Raw genomic sequence first — 15494 nt, forward strand, 5'->3', positions numbered from 1 at the left:
CTCTTCGACCCCATGTGTTCGGCATCAACTCCATTCCCGTCCTGCTCATCTCATATAGGGGACCAAGGTCATTAAGCTCAAGAACCCGTAAGGTTTTCAATTGACCTCTCCAGTTCTCAGTGATTTTAATCGAACGTGTCTCATGCTTCACAGTAAAACGTAGTATAAAGTCGAGGACATTAGATTTTGTCCTTACTCTAGTTTTATCCCTCTTGAATCTTAGGCTCCGAACTCGATGATCTTTACAGGTTCACTGAAAAAATACTTGGAACTATTGACCCGGTTTTTTTATCTTGTTATAACTATCAAATATTACGAGTCTATTAAGCAACATTCTGAGCCTCATTGCCCGTAAATATTTAAACACGCTGCCCCTCTTTTCCACCGGTTCCTTTGAACACTCTACTAAGGGAAACCCGAATGAGTTATATCACAGACGCCGCCCGAACTTGCGAGCGTTGCTGTCTCCACAAGGGCCGTTTAAACGTCGTCCCGGGGGAGGGTAGTCTGTGTTCGTCGGTGGTCCTGATTGGGGAGGCTCCCGGGCGAAAGGAGGACGAATCGGGGAGGCCTTTCATAGGGTCCGCGGGAAAGATTCTCGACGAAGCCATGGAGAACGCCGGCCTCGCTAGGTCCCAGGTCTACATCACAAACGTCGTCAAGTGCAGACCACCTGGTAACCGTAGGCCCCGATTAGACGAAGTAGCGGCTTGCACCAACTATCTCTACGATCAGCTAGCTATCCTTACTCCGCAGGTTATTGCTCCAATGGGGAACTCGGCGCTGTATCATGTCTTCAACCATTTTGGATTTGGTAATGCTACCATTGGTGAGGTGCATGGGAAGCCTCATCTTTTGGATTTTGTTTGGGGGAAGGGTGTGGTCTTTCCCCTCTATCATCCGGCGGCCATACTATACAATCGTACTCTAAAGAATGATCTTCACGCCGACTTTGAGGCATTGGGTGATCTTCTAGGGCCTGTCAGTTTGTAAGGGCCCGGATCCGCTTTACTATATTTGGATGAGTGGAAAAGAGCTCTGCGAACCGGGCTATGCCAGTTATCTTCCGGGAGGCGATGTTGGCAACGAGCTCCTCATCGCTTCTCCCGATGCTGGCACTGTTCAGTTCTGCAACGTCCTTTACGGCCCTGTCGGGGTCGGAGATGAAGAGGGTCTTAAAGCTGCTGGACCCTCTGGTCCTAGGTGTAAATATCCTGTGACGGGCCGTGGATGTCGTGATTTTGGCCAGGCCCTCAGTGAGCTTCCGGGCGCCGTCGCTCACGATGCCTGCCGCGTGCTGGTCAGCATAATACTCCCGGAGTCTGCTGAATCTAAGGTTGAATAGCATGAGCCCAAGGTATAGGAGCATGCTGAGTCCCCCTACCAAGGCAAGCCCCCCGCCATTCTTTTGATCCCTCTTGCCGTATCGAGCGAACATAGTGGACCGGGAGATGATGTAGAACAGGCTTGGGAGGACGCTAATGAGCATGGTAACCTGGACATCTCGGTGCTTAATGTGGCCCAGCTCATGGGCTAGGACAGCCTCCACCTCCTCTCCTTCAAGGCTCGTAAGAAGCCCCTCCGTAATTGCAACGTGGTTCCCGGTGAGGGGGGACCCGTACGCGAAGGCGTTGGGGATGCGCATCTTGGAGATCATCAGCTTTGGCGTCTTGATTCCGGAACGTGTTGATAGATCCTCAAATGTGCTGTGGAGCCAGGGATTTTCAATGGGATCGAGCTTGCGCACCCTATAGAGGGCGTTGACAAGATAGGGGGCCAATAACCACTGGGCCGCGTTGAACAAAATAACCATGGTGGCGAGTGAATAAACGTTCAGCCCCCCTGAGTAAGCGAGAAGGGTAGCCATTCCGATAGTAGAAACCCCTATAATGAGTGCAAGGGTTCCAAGCATAGATAGGCGTAGCTTTATGAGATTCAACCTTTATCCCGTAATAATACCCGCTGATCCCTGAATATAAACAAAAGGGTGAGCAATGAACGTGCTTGGTTACATCCTCTCCGGGGGAGCTATGCCTAGAGTCTGGAGAGAGTTCCTGATTGTGATTCGGGTCGCCTCCACCAGCATGAGCCTTGCGCCGACAAGCCCTGGGTTCTCAGCCTTGAGGACAGGGTGCGCGGCGTAGAAGCTGTTGAATTTATCAGAGAGATCGTTGACGTACGCAGTGATATTCATGGGCTTTAGCTCGTTAGCGGCGTCTATGAAGACCTCAGGGAACCGGGCAAGAGCTAGGGTTAGCTCTTTCTCCTGGCGTGCGTAGAGGCTCTTGTAGTCGGGCTTAGGCCAGTCCCCTGCCTTTTTCAGTATGTTGCACGCGCGGGCGTGGCTGTATTGGATGTAGGGAGCGCTGTTGGTTTCGAAGTTGAGGGCCTTCTCCCAGTCAAATGTAACTGTCTTCATGGGATCAATGCTGAGGAGTGTGTACTTGATGGCTCCATGCCCCACTATTCTGGCGATCTCCTCCTTATGTTCTACCGAAAGATGGGGTGAACGGACGTCAACAACCTCGTAGGCTAGTTTCTCGGCCTTCTCCACAATCTTGCTGAGGACAACGTACCTGCCGAGGCGTCCGCTCATCTTGATCCCTGGGAGGTTGACAAGCTCGTAGGCGTAATGGCGGAGGTTGTCCCCCATCTTGAGCCTGCCCATTGCGGCCAGGGCAATCCTAAGCTGGAGCTGTGCAAGCCTCTGCTCTGAGCCAATGACGTTGATGTCTCTGTCCACCAAGTTGAACTTCCAGATGTGGTATGCCATGTCCCTTAGGGTGTAGAGGGTGGTGCCGTCACTCCTAATCAGGACGAGGCGGGGGATCTCGTGCTCCGAGTTTAGCCCCCAGCGCTCCTTGAGGCATAGGTCATTGGCGATCCTGTCGCAGTCGAAAATGAGGGCCCCTTCATCCATGAAGGCATAAGGGGTGCCCTTGAGCTCATCGAGGACTTCGTCTGCTGCTTTCTTCCAGACGAGGTCGCTCTCGAAATCGAATGAGTCGAAGCCGATCCCTATCTCGCCGAGGCTAGTCTCAAAGCCTTTGAGACAGTAGCCCACCACTTTCCTGACGTCCTTGGTGGTCGTTGGCTCGTTGTTTTCATATGCAGTGTTAAGGGCCACGATCTCGGCGTTAGTGTCATTAATTTTAGGGAGTTTCTCGGCAAGGGTATCATAGACTTTTGGATATCTCTTTCGGAGCTCTTCTGCGGCTTTCCGGTATTCTTCTTGCTCCCTCTGGAGCTTGGCGAGCTCATGTACCAAACCCCTCCGCTCTGCTTCATCGATTTTTCCACTGAGTCTAATCGTCTCGTTGATGACATTGACGCTGGCGTAGATGGTACCCACCCATAGTTCGGCTCTCCCCTCCGGCTCTGGCTTCCCCATAAGTTTCCACCCGTACGTGGTCATGGCTACTTGGCGTCCCATATCGTTGACGAGAAAGTGGGCAAGGACCTCATGGCCCTGGCGCCTAAGGATCTCGGCGATGCAGTCACCAAGGATGCTGTTCCGGGCGTTCCCGATGTGAAGTGGAGCGTTAGGATTAGCACTGGTATGCTCCACCATTACCCTAATGGGTTCCTGGGTTTTAACGAAGCCATACTCTTCATCTCCCTCAACTATAGTTCCTAGGACGAGCCCAGCAAATCTCCCCACATCCACCTTGAAGTTGAGGTAACCCCCGACGGCTTCCGCTGATTCAATAAGGCCCGAAAGAGAGGCGTCGATCTTCTCTACAATACCCTGGGCTATCTCCTGGGGGCTCAGCTTGAGTGTCCTAGCGAGCTGAAAGCACACTGGTGATGATAGCTCCCCCATCTCGAGGTCGGGTGGAGGGGAATACTTTGCTTTTGGGAGCTTTGTCCCAGGGTACACTTCTATTATAGCCTTTTCAATAAGTCCTTGACACTCTTCTCTCAGCTTGGCTAGGGGATTTTCCATGGTTTTCCCTTCAGTATTCCAGTAAGGCGAGCGGAGATGAGCTTAAAATGGGTTTTGCTCTGAGTGTTATAACCCAGCGTAGCATGAAAAATCGCAGGTACGACTAGAGAAATTATTTAAAAAAAGGGTCGAAGGTTATGTTATCTCTAAGACTAGAAATATCTTGCCAACAGGCCCCTGAGGGCTTCAGCGTGTCGCGCTTCATCTTTTGAAGTTTCATCAAAAACATCATGCGCCTCATCGATCCCTGCCTTTTTAGCTTGGACTGCCGCCTGTCTTTTCCCAATGTTTGCTCCAATTTCGCCTTTCAGCATTTTTTCAAGATTTTCCTTAGTGCTCTCAGATATTTTTCCTGCGAGCTCCGCGTATCTTGCGCCATGCCATGCTTCATCCAATGCAATTGATTTGAGAACCTCTGCTATCTCAGGGAATCCTTCCCTTTGAGCTTGACGAGCCATCGCAAAGTAAAGACCCACCTCTGCTGTTTCACCCTTAAAGTTTCCCTCCACTGCCTGTTCTACTACTGTTCCCTTGGCAACGCCCAGTTTATTCAAATTTATGAGTTCAGTCATTTCACTACCTCATTCCTTTCTGAGAAGTGGTTTCTTATGGTAACATTTGAACCTTTATCTTGTTTAATTGAATAACTTGATTTAGTCCTAGGGTTTAGTTCGCGCGCGTCTATATTTTTTGGTCAGCCGATATGTAGATATTATTAACGCGCGCTACTAGCATAAACGTCAGTGTTGTCACTTTCTCCCGGTCACGCAATTTTCTGAAGCGTCATAACAACAGATTGCTTCTCGCGCGCGGAAGTAGGCAAACACCGGCTCTGAGATTGAACAAGGACTAGATTATGGCTTTTTTCTCCCAAGCAAAAGAGGGGCTACTATTCGGTCTTCATGACAGGATTACAGTTTTTCATGCCTTTGGATACCCATATTTTTTATCCAAACTGATCCCTTTTCATCTCCGACGACGATGTTGTACTTATGTGAAGAAGAGATTGCAGAGATACTGACCATGAGGGAAGCCATCGAGGCTGTCGAGAAGGCTTTCGGAGAATATGCTAGGGGCTCAGCCATAATGCCCTCTAGATCCACGATGATGCTGGACAAATACAATGGGAGCGTCTCCCTGATGCCATCATATCTTGAGGAGACAGGGGCCCTCGCTACAAAGATAATCTCCATATACCCTGAAAACCCCCGAAAGGGGCTGCCCACAACAATGGCTTCTATCGTCGTTAACGATCCCGAGACTGGGCGAATCAGCGCAATTCTCGATGGCACCTATCTTACCTCCATTAGGACCGGGGCGGTATCCGGTGTGGCCGCCAGATATCTGGCACCAAGGGATAGTAGGGTCGCAGCGGTTATCGGATGTGGGGCCCAAGGGATGACTCAGGCCTGGGCTATGGCTGAGACGTTCAATCTGGATCAGATCAGGATTTTTGATATATTCAAGGAGGGCATGGACAGGTTCGTTAATGAGATGGTGTCAAGACTAGGAGTAGATATCATCAAGGCTGGGAGTAGCAAAGAGGCAGTAAAGGGCGCTGATATAGTTCTCACTGCTACCACATCCAAAGAACCTGTAATCCAAAGGGCCTGGCTAGAGGACCGGGTCCATGTGGGTGCGTTTGGGAGCTTTTACCCTGACAGCCGAGAGCTGGACACGGCTACCATCGTGGAAGGTAAGGTAGTGGTGGATAGTATGGAGGCTATAATGGACGAGGCGGGGGACCTTCTCATCCCTATTTCTGAGGGGGCCATAACCGCTGATCATATCCACGCTGAGCTGGGGGCGGTCGTGAACGGGGAAAAGGAGGGGCGAACCAATAGTGACTCTCTGACGGTGTTTAAGAGTGTCGGCATCGCGATCCAGGACTCTTCAGTTGCCAGTCTAGTGCTGAGAAAGTACAAGGAGTCCCATTAAAACACAAGACTTGCTTTTTGTACAAAGATTCCTTTGACATCAGGGTTTGAAGAATCGTCTAAAATATGTTCAGATTGAGGAAGCCCTCTTCGATGAGGATAACGGTCAGTCTGTACGTAAAGCCGCCTCAACTGCTAAGGCAGCCATGAAACTCATTGAACTTGGTTTTCAATATGTATGTGACTTTGATAAAGTGAAGCAGTTCAGGAAGCGTATGTGAGGTTTAGTTGACCGGGAGAATTTACTGGTAGCCCGGGAGAGATTCGAACTCCCGTCTGGGGCTCCAGAGGCCCCCATCCTTGACCGCTAGACGACCGGGCTACACCGGATCGTTACCAACAAGAACCCCATATAAGTCTAACCCGTCACCCCTTAACCTATGAAGAACTCCACCAACCTCCGCCGATCCAGCCTCAAGTCCCCCACCAACTCCCTCGCCCCAACTAACATTTCCGCAGCAGATCGTTCTGTCACTCCGGAAAGGCCAAGCACATCTAACGCCCCCTCTCGCACTACCTCATCTCCCCCACCCACTACCCTGAGTAACGATGTATAATCATACTTCTCTCCATCCACCGCCAAAATAGCCCATGCAAACCCCTCTAGAAGAGGCAACATCCATCCCCTTAGATATATTACCGCCTCCATATTGTTCTCCATTGCAATCATCCCTCTAACACGAGTAAGAATTCCCCCCAATGTTGGAAGGTTAATTAAATACTCCACGTCTCGTTTCACCTTCCCGTGGAGCCCATCCATCACACATCCATGATCCAAGATAAACCCCCTCACCCCATCCCATGCTGTCTTAAACCCCTTAATGATCTCCTCGGCCTCTTGACGGCTGACCTTGGAAACCCTGCTCAAGATTAGGTAACTCCTGTAGACATCCTCCATATCTAACCTGACGCACGCTCTCCTCAGACTCCATACAAACTGGCTCCTAGTCACAGGAACCCCTGCAATATCTATCAACACAACTGCAGCGGATGTCAACCCCGCACCTACATAAGCGAACGTTGTCTCCGAGTCCCCTCTGCTCAACGCCGATGATGCCCTACTTAGGTACATCTCAGAGGTCGCAAGCAGCCCATCCGTTCTCGCCTCCACACGCCTTGGACTCATAAAGACTCTCTCAACAAATTCCCTTGCTTCACCCAATACCTCCACGGGATCGTATAAAACTACCATCTCGTGAAACCTATAATCCAGCTGGGGACTCACAGGCTCTCTTAACCATCCCAAGGGTATATGCTGGAGATCCACTAACCATCCCCCTCTAACCTCCACCTTACCATACTCATAATCTAAACCTGACCCATCAACAACAAGAATGTCAAAATCACTTGAAATATTGCCTTCCCCCCGGACCCAGCTCCCAAACAGCCCCAGAGCCCGCACCGCAGGGTCCATCTTAAGATCCTCCACTAAACCATAGAATGATCCTTGGATTAACCTAGGAAGAACCTCCATCAAAACCCAGTTAATAATCCCTAAGAGACGATTTTTATATTTTCCTCCCCTAAAGGAACCGGAGAACACAACACGCTTATTTATAGATACGGAACTTAAGGCATTAGTCTTTCACTCATTCATGGTTACATATCATCGGCCTTTTAGATTGGACACTACAAGACTATACCCATAAACTTAAATATGATAAATGGAAGGAAGGCTAATACTCCAAGTGACCAGTCATTTTGAGCCTTAGGGACAAGGATCTGAGATGGAAGTACATAATTTAACACGCGAGAGATATCTATATGTCTAGAAGAAGAGCACAACTCACAAGCGAGCTGGCCTGCTCCGAATGTGGAGGTGGCAATATTATTCATGATGGTGGATCAGGAGAGATCATCTGTGGTGCCTGTGGCCTTGTCATCACCGACTCTGTGATTAACAAAGGCCCTGAGTGGAGGGCCTTCACCCAAACGGAAAAAGAGTCGAGGAGTCGGGTGGGCGTACCCCTCTCCTTCGCAGTTCATGATAAAGGACTCACCACCATGATCGGTAGGGTCGGCCGAGACGCCTTCGGACGAAAGATCCCGCTGAAGACGAAGCTCCAGATGCTTAGGCTCAGGAAATGGCAGATTAGGTCAAGAGTCCACAGCTCAGTGGACAGGAACCTTGCCCAGGCCATGGCAGAGCTAGACAGGCTCACCGACAAACTCCATATACCTCCCTCCATCAAGGAGAAGGCGGCAGTAATCTACCGAAAGGCTCTCGACAAAGGCCTCGTCAGGGGTCGATCCATCTCCGCTATCGCGGCAGCCTCTCTATACGCCGCCTGCAGGACGAGCCAGACCCCCCGGACCCTCCGAGAGCTTTCAACCCACAGCCCTATCGAAAAGAAAGACATTGCTCGATGCTACCGCCTCCTCCTAAGAGAACTCAAAATCAGGATGCCTATCCCTATGGCCCAACTCAGGGTCCCAAAAATCGCCGCCAAGGTGAACGTCGGGGAATTGACCCAACAGGACGCAGTAAAAATACTCCGGGAGGCTGAGAGGCTCAAGACAACCGCGGGGAAAGACCCCATGGGTCTAGCAGCTGCTGCCCTCTATATCGCCTGCGTCAGGAACGACGAAAAAAGGACTCAGAAGATGATCGCCGACGCCGCTGGGGTCACCGAGGTCACCATCCGGAACCGGTACAAGGGCCTCAAGGAATCATTGAATCTAATAATATAAGAACCTAAATAGCCCCTCCACCTAATTTGGACTGGGAAAAAAAGTGTCGGAGTCCAATAACAACCATGAGAGGACCTTAATCCTCTGCATTGATATTGATGACGACATCGGAAAAAAGGCTAACGTAAAAACCCCCATTTTGTCAAGAGCTCAGAACCTAGAGGCAGCCGGCATCCTAGCTTTAGCAGACCCTGAAGAGGCAGACGCCAACGCCATGTTCGGAGCCGTGAGAATCTACGACAACCTACTAGAAAAGTATCCAAAAGAACACTATCAGATCGCCACAATATCCGGATCGGCTCTAGGAGGCATCAATGCCGACCGTAAAATAGTGATGGAGTTGGAGAGCATTCTGAAGGAATTCATGGCAACCGGCATAATCCTAGTAACCGACGGTTACTCAGACGAGGCGGTTATCCCCCTGATACAGTCCAGGATCCCGATAAACTCGATCCAACATATCGTAGTTAAGCACAGCGAACGCCTCGAGGAAACCTGGGCAGTAATTTTCCGCTATCTAAAACAGATGGTGACAGATCCATATTACTCTAAAATAAGCCTCGGAGTACCCGGTGTGATGCTCATTGTGGTTGGGGTCCTCCAGATCTTCAATCAGCTCCAGAACGCCGGCATGATACTCACTTTCGTGATAGGCCTGGTTCTGCTCATCAAAGGATTTGGCTGGGAAGAAAAACTCAACATTGTGAAAATGCGGCTCCCTACTCCTGACCGCCAGATCACAGCTGCCTCCTCGAGCTTCGGGTTCATCCTCATCCTCGTGGGAGGCATAAAGGGGATAAGTAATGCATGGAAATATCTCCCTAGCCCCGCTCCTCTCTGGTGGGAAGACTTTGCATGGTGGATTCAACAGTCACCCAGTATCTTAGGCCGTTTTATGCTTGTTGCTGTCGATCTTATAGTCATCGGGATCATGGCCGCCCTCATAGGGGGCATCGCCGCTAACTACATCAAGAAGGACCCAAAAATCTGGCAAAACGTCGTCGGGATAATTGTCACCTTTTGGAGCAGGTTTATCGCCCTTGAGTCAGCAAGAGTCCTCATAGATCCTGATAAGACCATTGCTCCCTTCTCTCCCTTAGTCCTTTATGCTTTAGCTGGAGTTTTGTCGACTATAATCTCGGTATTCCTGATCTACGGATCAGACCGAAAGCTCTATTTCAGTGATACCTGAATACTGACCGCCATGGTTTTATCAAGTGGGCATATGAGGAGGGATTGATAATTTATGCTCCAAGGCTTCCTTTCTGCCATCGGCGTTTATAGGATGTACCGTCAATGGATCCTCAGTCAAATCGATAAGGAGCGGATACCTGAACATATAGGCATCATTCTAGATGGAAACAGGCGGTGGGCATCGAAAAGATCACTCCTCCAATGGAAGGGCCACCGAGAGGGGGCTGAGAAAGTACGAAAGTTCATGGAGTGGTGCCTCGACATCGGCATCAACACCGTAACCCTTTACGCCTTGTCCACCGAGAACTTCAATAGGTCCAAAGCGGAGGTTGACGAGCTTATGAAGATCTACGAGGAGAACCTCAAAGAACTCATCTCCTCTGAGGCCATCCATAAAAACAGGGTGAACATCCGGGCCATCGGCAGGATCAATCTCCTTCCCGAGAAAATAAGATCAATAATCGAAGAGGTGGAGCAAGCAACCAAGGAATATGACCAATTCTACATCAACTTTGCCCTTGCTTATGGGGGTAGAGCTGAGATTGTCGATGCGACTAGGGAGATCGCAACTCTAGTGGAGAAAGGGGAGGTCAATCCAGAGAGCATAGATGAGGTACTCATCGAGAATCACCTCTATACTGCTCATCTTCCACAGCCTAACCCGGATCTTATTATCCGGACCTCGGGGGAAGCCCGCCTCAGTAACTTTTTGATCTGGCAGGCGGCCTATAGTGAGCTCTTCATCGTAGACGTCTACTGGCCTGACTTTAGGGAGATAGATCTGGCTAGGGCTATTAGAAGCTATCAGAACAGACATAGACGATACGGAAAATAGTGGCTCAGACACGCATCGCGTCCAGATCGGAATCGAAATTTGTGAGCCTCTCGGGACCTGAGGATGTCACCAGAACCGTGTCTTCGATCCTCACACCTCCAAAGCCATTCATATAGATCCCAGGTTCATTAGAGACAACGTTCCCTATCGTCAAAGTGTCCCCACTACTTTTGCTGAGAGAGGGGGGTTCATGGACCTCTAGGCCCACCCCGTGGCCAAGACTATGAAAAAAGTCCTCCCCATGTCCAGCCGTTGTGATGATGTCTCTAGCGATTCGGTCTACATCGATCCCTCTAGCACCTTCCTTGATCTCCGGGAACGCCGCTGTATTGGCCTCAAGGACGTTCTCGTAGATGGTCCTTTGCTTCTCTGAGGGGGAACCTATGATGAAGGTCCGGGTGATATCGGAGCAATATTTCTTGTATGTGGCCCCCATGTCGATAGTGACGAAATCTCCTCTCTTTATCTTCCTCCCGGAGACACCTGCGTGTGGGTATGCTGATCGAGGCCCTGAAGCTACGATGAATGGAAATGAAATATCATTTGCACCTTCCATCCTTATCGCAGAAGCAGCAGAGGCGGCAACTTCATGCTCCCTCACCCCTTCAGTGAGGAACTCTTGGATCGCCTCCATACCCAAATCTGAAAGCGCCCCAGCACGCTTCATGAACTTTTGCTCTGACAAGTCCTTCACCTTCCTCATTGCCCATATGAGATCCTGATTCTCTTTTAGCACCACACTTCCAAGCTTTTTTTTAATCATTTGATATTCTATAAGGGAGAGTTCATCGAAGCCAATCTTTTCCGTTTTAATCTGGTTCAGTTTCTCCACGATCTTGACCTCTTTTTCTTTCCTCTCATATGATTCTATACAGCAGCCTAAGGCGCTATCTTGGGCTAAGTATAGGTTAAGGCGGGGGGTAAGGAGGATGGGGTGGGTATCAGGGGCTATAATGAGAATCCCGCCACTGTTTGAGCCAGTGAGGTAAAATATGTTTGGTTCTCGCGTAACTATGTAAGCATCTAACCCCTCAGATTCTAAGGATTTCGAAACTCTTTCGGTTCTCATCTGGTTTTGTAATTTGGTGTTCAAAGGTATATAATTTAGGCGTTCAAGCTGTTTGTTAACATCAAAAAACTTCAGATCTGGTTATCAAAGGGGATGATGAGCATAATCTCGTTGTAATACTTAATAATACCGTATAGGATACCCCATTTAGCGAACATCGGTTTTGAATTGATTAAAGAAATAATGCAATACACACAGGGTAGTCTCCACTAGAATTAGTTTAAGATATAAACATGCGTTAGATTGAGAAAAAACCTGGTCTGAGGGGTAAAAATGGTGTATATTAACCGGATTGTGTTTAGGAATTTCAAGTCATTCGGTGGAAGCTTGAAGCTCAGCTTCCAGCAGGGATTCAATGTTATCACGGGGCCAAATGGCAGCGGGAAAAGCAATATCATTGATGCGGTCCAATTCGTATTTGGGGAGCTGGGATCTAAACGTATGAGGGTCCCCGTTCTTTCAGGTTTGATTTTTGACGGAGCAGGGGATGACAGCGCAAAGCCCCATTACGCTCAAGTGACTATTTACTTCAATAATACTGATAGGGCCCTTCCAGTAGATAGGAAGACGGTGAGCGTAGGGAGAAGAGTTGACAGGGAGGGTAAGAGTAAATATTTCCTCAATGGGAAGCAGACGTCGAGGCGGGCTCTCCTAGACATCCTCATGATGGCGGGAATCAGCCCCGGGGGATATAACATGGTTCTCCAGGGATTCGCGACCCGCCTTAGCGACCTGACACCATTGGAAAGGATGAATGCCCTCGAGGACCTCGTTGGGATCACAGAATATGATGAGAAAAAGGCCGAGGCTCAAGTTAGGCTCAATGACGCCGAGAGGAAGATCGAAGTTGCCTCCGCCAAGGGGGATGAAGTTCGCCGTAGAGTGATAGGGCTGGAGCGCGAGAGGAACGATGCGATCAGGTCCCGCCTCTTGGAGAGGGAGAAGAAGCGTCTTGAGGGGTACTTACTTTCAGAGCAGATCACTAAGATCGAGACCAACATTGGGGACACGAAGCGGAAAATCACCGAGAACCATACAGAGATCGAACGGATCGTGGGGGAGAGAGAGAAGCTATTAGCCAAGCGGGATGAAGCGAGGGCTCGTCTTGAGGATTTCACAAACGAGGCGTCCGAGAAAAGCAACACAAGGCTCCCAATTATGAAGTCGGAACTTGTGGAGAAAAAGGCGATTAGAAAAGGCCTCGAGAACCGTCTGAAGGAACTAGAATCTAAAAAGCTCTCCACCCACAAGAACATAGAGGCGAAACTCAAGGAGATCAATAGATCGAAAGTAGAAAAGAGAGAAAAGCAAAAGATTCTCAGCGAGCTGAAACGGAAGTTTAAACGGATTGAGCTCAGGATCTCAAAGAGAGAGGAGGACCTCAAGAGCCAGGCCGCTGAGATCGAAACTCAAAAGGAGCTTGCGGAGTATAATCTCGGGAGAATAGAGCAGCTGACAGAGGATCTTGTACCGATGCAAGAGAGCCTAAGTGGTCTCGAGATCGAGATCAATAAACAGAACGTTAACTTTGCTACGCTTGAGGGTAAAATCGAAAACTTAGAGAGGAAGAAGAGTGATACTCTCATCTCAACATCAAATTTAGGCGAAAAGATTAGGGAGTACGAAGACCTCAAGAACGATGAAGCTAAAAAGCTCGAGGAGATGCTCGAGAATATTGAGGGTCAGGTAGGGAGACAGAAAGGAATTCGAGACACCATTCTGGGAGCTAACAAGCTTGCCAAGGAAGCTGAGAACACAATAACCCAGTTCGCAGCTAAGAGGGATCTTTGGAAGAACCTAGTCACTGAGGAGAAAGCCCAGGCACGAATCATCAAGATGTCTAAAGCCGGAGCTCTCAAAGGATATCACGGGCAGCTAAGGTCTTTAGTGAAGATCGACCTAAAATATCAGAAAGCGGCGAACACGGCAGCAAGCGGCTGGAGCACTGCACTGGTTGTTGCTGACGTTGATATTGCGTTCCGATGCATTGAAAGTCTCAAGAAAAACAAACTGGGGATGACCCGGTTCATACCTCTGAAAAATATTAGAATACCAGAACCACTTCAAAATATCCATGAATTAGGTGTTGAGGGATATTTGCCTGAGCTCATAAGATTCACCGAAGAGTATAGAACAGCAGTCTACCTTGTTTGGGGAGACACCTATGTTGCTAAGGATAGGAAATCGGCAATCTCCTTAGCAAATAAAGGATATCGGGTGGTAACTTTGACCGGAGACCTTTTTGAACCTAAGGGAGGACTCCTAGGAGGGCACTGGAGGCGTTCCCCCGATTTTACCAAACTTATCCCCAGCGAAGAGTCCGTTCATGATCTCTCCACAACGATCAAGGCATTAAGGAAAAGCCTTTCATCAAAAATGACTGATCTAAAAAAGTCTGGTGGAAGCCTCAGGGAGTTCACTGAATATATTAATCACTTTAACAACGTCATCGATGGCATCGATTTGCAGGTTAGGGAAACTCTAGAGACGATCGAGAGATACAAGCGAAACGTCGTCACCATTAATGGGAATATTACCAAGCTTGTCGAGGGAAAAGCAAAGGAGCTAGGCCTTGTTACCGTCCTTGAAAAGCGGAAGGCCAGAACTGTACATGAAATAGACAGAGCAAAAAAAGAGATCATTCAACTCCGGGGTCTGGGTAATCCCTCCGAGGTTATCCAGCTTGAGAGGTCTTATGACATCTTGGTAAGGGATACCACTGAACTCGGGAAAAAGAGGTCCTTGCTTCAAACCCAGATCTCAATTCAGAAAAACCATATTGACGGATTTCTCGACCTAAAGACCACAGAAATCCAGGACCAGATCAATGGCATGAAAGGAGAAATCAAGGTCATTGAAGAACATATGAAAGGGGGCTCTACGAGAATCTCTGAGGGAAGAACTGAGATCGAGGAGCTCCAGGAGGTTCTAAACGGCATAACCTCCGATGTGGAAGAAACGGGGAAGATTCTTGAGCAGCACAGGAGAGCCGTTTCTGGAATCGAACGAAACATTGAGAGGCTCGACCAGAGGAGGGTGAATATCGAGAGAAGGACAGGGTCCTTCGAGGTGGAGCTTGAGAGGCTCAGACTCCAAAGCGGACAGCGCTTCGAAGATCTGTCACGGCTTGGCTTTGAAGTTAGGCTCCAAACTAACGGGATGAATCTCGCCCTGGTGGAGAGGACTCTCCGAAGGATTGAGCAAGAGAAACGTGAAATTGGAATGGTGAATCAACTCGCGATCCAAGCCTATGAAGAGGACGCATACAATTACAAAATGCTCAGCGTCAGGATCAACGAGCTCGAGGAAGAGAAAGGCTCTATCTTGAGATTCGTTGAAAAGGTGGAAAGGGAAAAGACTGAGCAATTCATGGCGGCATACAACGATATCTGCGAAAACTTCTCAGTTCTTTTCGAGAAGCTAACAGGTGGAGGAGACGGACGCCTTGAGCTCCAGAACCCAGAAAGCCCATTTTCTGAGGGTGTTGACCTTTACGTCCAGTTTCCTGGGAAGCCTATGAGACTCGCTGCGGGGGCGAGTGGTGGAGAAAGATCGGTGGCCGCAATAGCATACCTCCTCGCTATCCAGAGATTCCTGAAGGCTCCTTTCTACCTTTTTGATGAAATCGACGCTCATCTTGACGACTTGAACACAGCAAGACTAGCTGATGTCCTAAAGGAGAACGCAATGGAGTCCCAATTCCTTATGGTAAGCCTCAAAGATGTGATGGTCCACAACGCCAATAAGATCTACGGGGTCTTCGCGCAGAATGGGCGGAGCCGAGTAGTATCGCTACCGATGAAGGTGGAGGTACCGGTGTAA

At 49.2% G+C, this 15494-nt stretch carries 12 protein-coding genes and 1 tRNA gene; 7 read left to right on the forward strand and 6 right to left on the reverse strand.

All coding sequences use genetic code 11. The features are described 5' to 3' along the window. Positions 1–420: 420 nt before the first annotated feature. The gene (locus QGG23_05700; protein ID MDP6048920.1) at positions 421–993 is read left to right on the forward strand and encodes a uracil-DNA glycosylase; all 573 of its coding nucleotides are present in this window, start codon (positions 421–423) and stop codon (positions 991–993) included. On the opposite strand, the gene QGG23_05705 is transcribed toward QGG23_05700, so the two are convergent. From QGG23_05705 to QGG23_05715, 3 genes are all read right to left on the reverse strand, one after another. Further along, entirely contained in the window at positions 983–1939 is a 957-nt protein-coding gene (locus tag QGG23_05705) for a zinc metalloprotease HtpX (GenBank protein ID MDP6048921.1), read from the reverse strand. The genes QGG23_05700 and QGG23_05705 overlap by 11 nt on opposite strands. 69 nt (positions 1940–2008) lie before the next feature. Next, positions 2009–3946 carry an arginine--tRNA ligase gene (locus QGG23_05710; protein MDP6048922.1) on the reverse strand — a complete coding sequence of 646 codons (1938 nt, stop codon included), beginning with the start codon at positions 3944–3946 and terminating at the stop codon, positions 2009–2011. A 152-nt stretch (positions 3947–4098) separates the two neighbouring features. After that, on the reverse strand, positions 4099–4518 hold the full coding sequence (locus tag QGG23_05715) for a ferritin family protein (GenBank protein ID MDP6048923.1): 420 nt from the start codon (positions 4516–4518) through the stop codon (positions 4099–4101). A 409-nt stretch (positions 4519–4927) separates the two neighbouring features. Here QGG23_05715 and QGG23_05720 point away from each other — a divergent pair, with 409 nt between their 5' ends. Next, positions 4928–5884: an ornithine cyclodeaminase family protein gene (locus QGG23_05720; GenBank protein MDP6048924.1), complete on the forward strand. Its 957-nt coding sequence runs from the start codon at positions 4928–4930 to the stop codon at positions 5882–5884. A gap of 46 nt (positions 5885–5930) precedes the next feature. After that, positions 5931–6104: a hypothetical protein gene (locus tag QGG23_05725; GenBank protein MDP6048925.1), complete on the forward strand. Its 174-nt coding sequence runs from the start codon at positions 5931–5933 to the stop codon at positions 6102–6104. A gap of 25 nt (positions 6105–6129) precedes the next feature. Here QGG23_05725 and QGG23_05730 read toward each other — a convergent pair. Continuing rightward, positions 6130–6205: transfer RNA gene (locus QGG23_05730), tRNA-Gln, on the reverse strand. A 51-nt stretch (positions 6206–6256) separates the two neighbouring features. Next, positions 6257–7357 (reverse strand): nucleotidyltransferase domain-containing protein, encoded by a 1101-nt coding sequence (locus QGG23_05735; GenBank protein ID MDP6048926.1) that lies wholly within the window; start codon positions 7355–7357, stop codon positions 6257–6259. A 290-nt stretch (positions 7358–7647) separates the two neighbouring features. Between QGG23_05735 and QGG23_05740 the strand changes: the two genes are divergently transcribed. The 3 genes from QGG23_05740 to uppS are packed head-to-tail and all read left to right on the forward strand — an operon-like array spanning position 7648 to position 10603. After that, complete coding sequence (locus QGG23_05740; protein ID MDP6048927.1) at positions 7648–8574, forward strand: transcription initiation factor IIB; 927 nt, start codon at positions 7648–7650, stop codon at positions 8572–8574. Positions 8575–8617: 43 nt separating this feature from the next. Then, complete coding sequence (locus QGG23_05745; GenBank protein MDP6048928.1) at positions 8618–9766, forward strand: DUF373 family protein; 1149 nt, start codon at positions 8618–8620, stop codon at positions 9764–9766. Between the two features lie 54 nt (positions 9767–9820). After that, positions 9821–10603: a polyprenyl diphosphate synthase gene (gene uppS / locus QGG23_05750; GenBank protein ID MDP6048929.1), complete on the forward strand. Its 783-nt coding sequence runs from the start codon at positions 9821–9823 to the stop codon at positions 10601–10603. 4 nt (positions 10604–10607) lie between these two features. Here uppS and QGG23_05755 read toward each other — a convergent pair whose 3' ends face one another. After that, entirely contained in the window at positions 10608–11672 is a 1065-nt protein-coding gene (locus QGG23_05755) for a Xaa-Pro peptidase family protein (GenBank protein ID MDP6048930.1), read from the reverse strand. 273 nt (positions 11673–11945) lie between these two features. Here QGG23_05755 and QGG23_05760 point away from each other — a divergent pair, with 273 nt between their 5' ends. Next, a complete protein-coding gene (locus tag QGG23_05760; protein ID MDP6048931.1) occupies positions 11946–15494 on the forward strand; it encodes a chromosome segregation SMC family protein in 3549 nt (1182 codons plus the stop codon).

This window comes from Candidatus Bathyarchaeota archaeon, from assembly GCA_030739585.1.
Taxonomy (GTDB): Archaea; Thermoproteota; Bathyarchaeia; order TCS64; family TCS64.

What these genes read in the sequence shown, in the direction of transcription:
- QGG23_05700 (MDP6048920.1), top strand. Translation starts at nt 421, where the DNA reads ATGAGTTATATCACAGACGCCGCCCGAACTTGCGAGCGTTGCTGTCTC.
- QGG23_05710 (MDP6048922.1), bottom strand. Translation starts at nt 3,946, where the DNA reads ATGGAAAATCCCCTAGCCAAGCTGAGAGAAGAGTGTCAAGGACTTATT.
- QGG23_05715 (MDP6048923.1), bottom strand. Translation starts at nt 4,518, where the DNA reads ATGACTGAACTCATAAATTTGAATAAACTGGGCGTTGCCAAGGGAACA.
- QGG23_05720 (MDP6048924.1), top strand. Translation starts at nt 4,928, where the DNA reads ATGTTGTACTTATGTGAAGAAGAGATTGCAGAGATACTGACCATGAGG.
- QGG23_05735 (MDP6048926.1), bottom strand. Translation starts at nt 7,357, where the DNA reads ATGGAGGTTCTTCCTAGGTTAATCCAAGGATCATTCTATGGTTTAGTG.
- QGG23_05740 (MDP6048927.1), top strand. Translation starts at nt 7,648, where the DNA reads ATGTCTAGAAGAAGAGCACAACTCACAAGCGAGCTGGCCTGCTCCGAA.
- uppS (MDP6048929.1), top strand. Translation starts at nt 9,821, where the DNA reads ATGCTCCAAGGCTTCCTTTCTGCCATCGGCGTTTATAGGATGTACCGT.
- QGG23_05755 (MDP6048930.1), bottom strand. Translation starts at nt 11,672, where the DNA reads ATGAGAACCGAAAGAGTTTCGAAATCCTTAGAATCTGAGGGGTTAGAT.
- QGG23_05760 (MDP6048931.1), top strand. Translation starts at nt 11,946, where the DNA reads ATGGTGTATATTAACCGGATTGTGTTTAGGAATTTCAAGTCATTCGGT.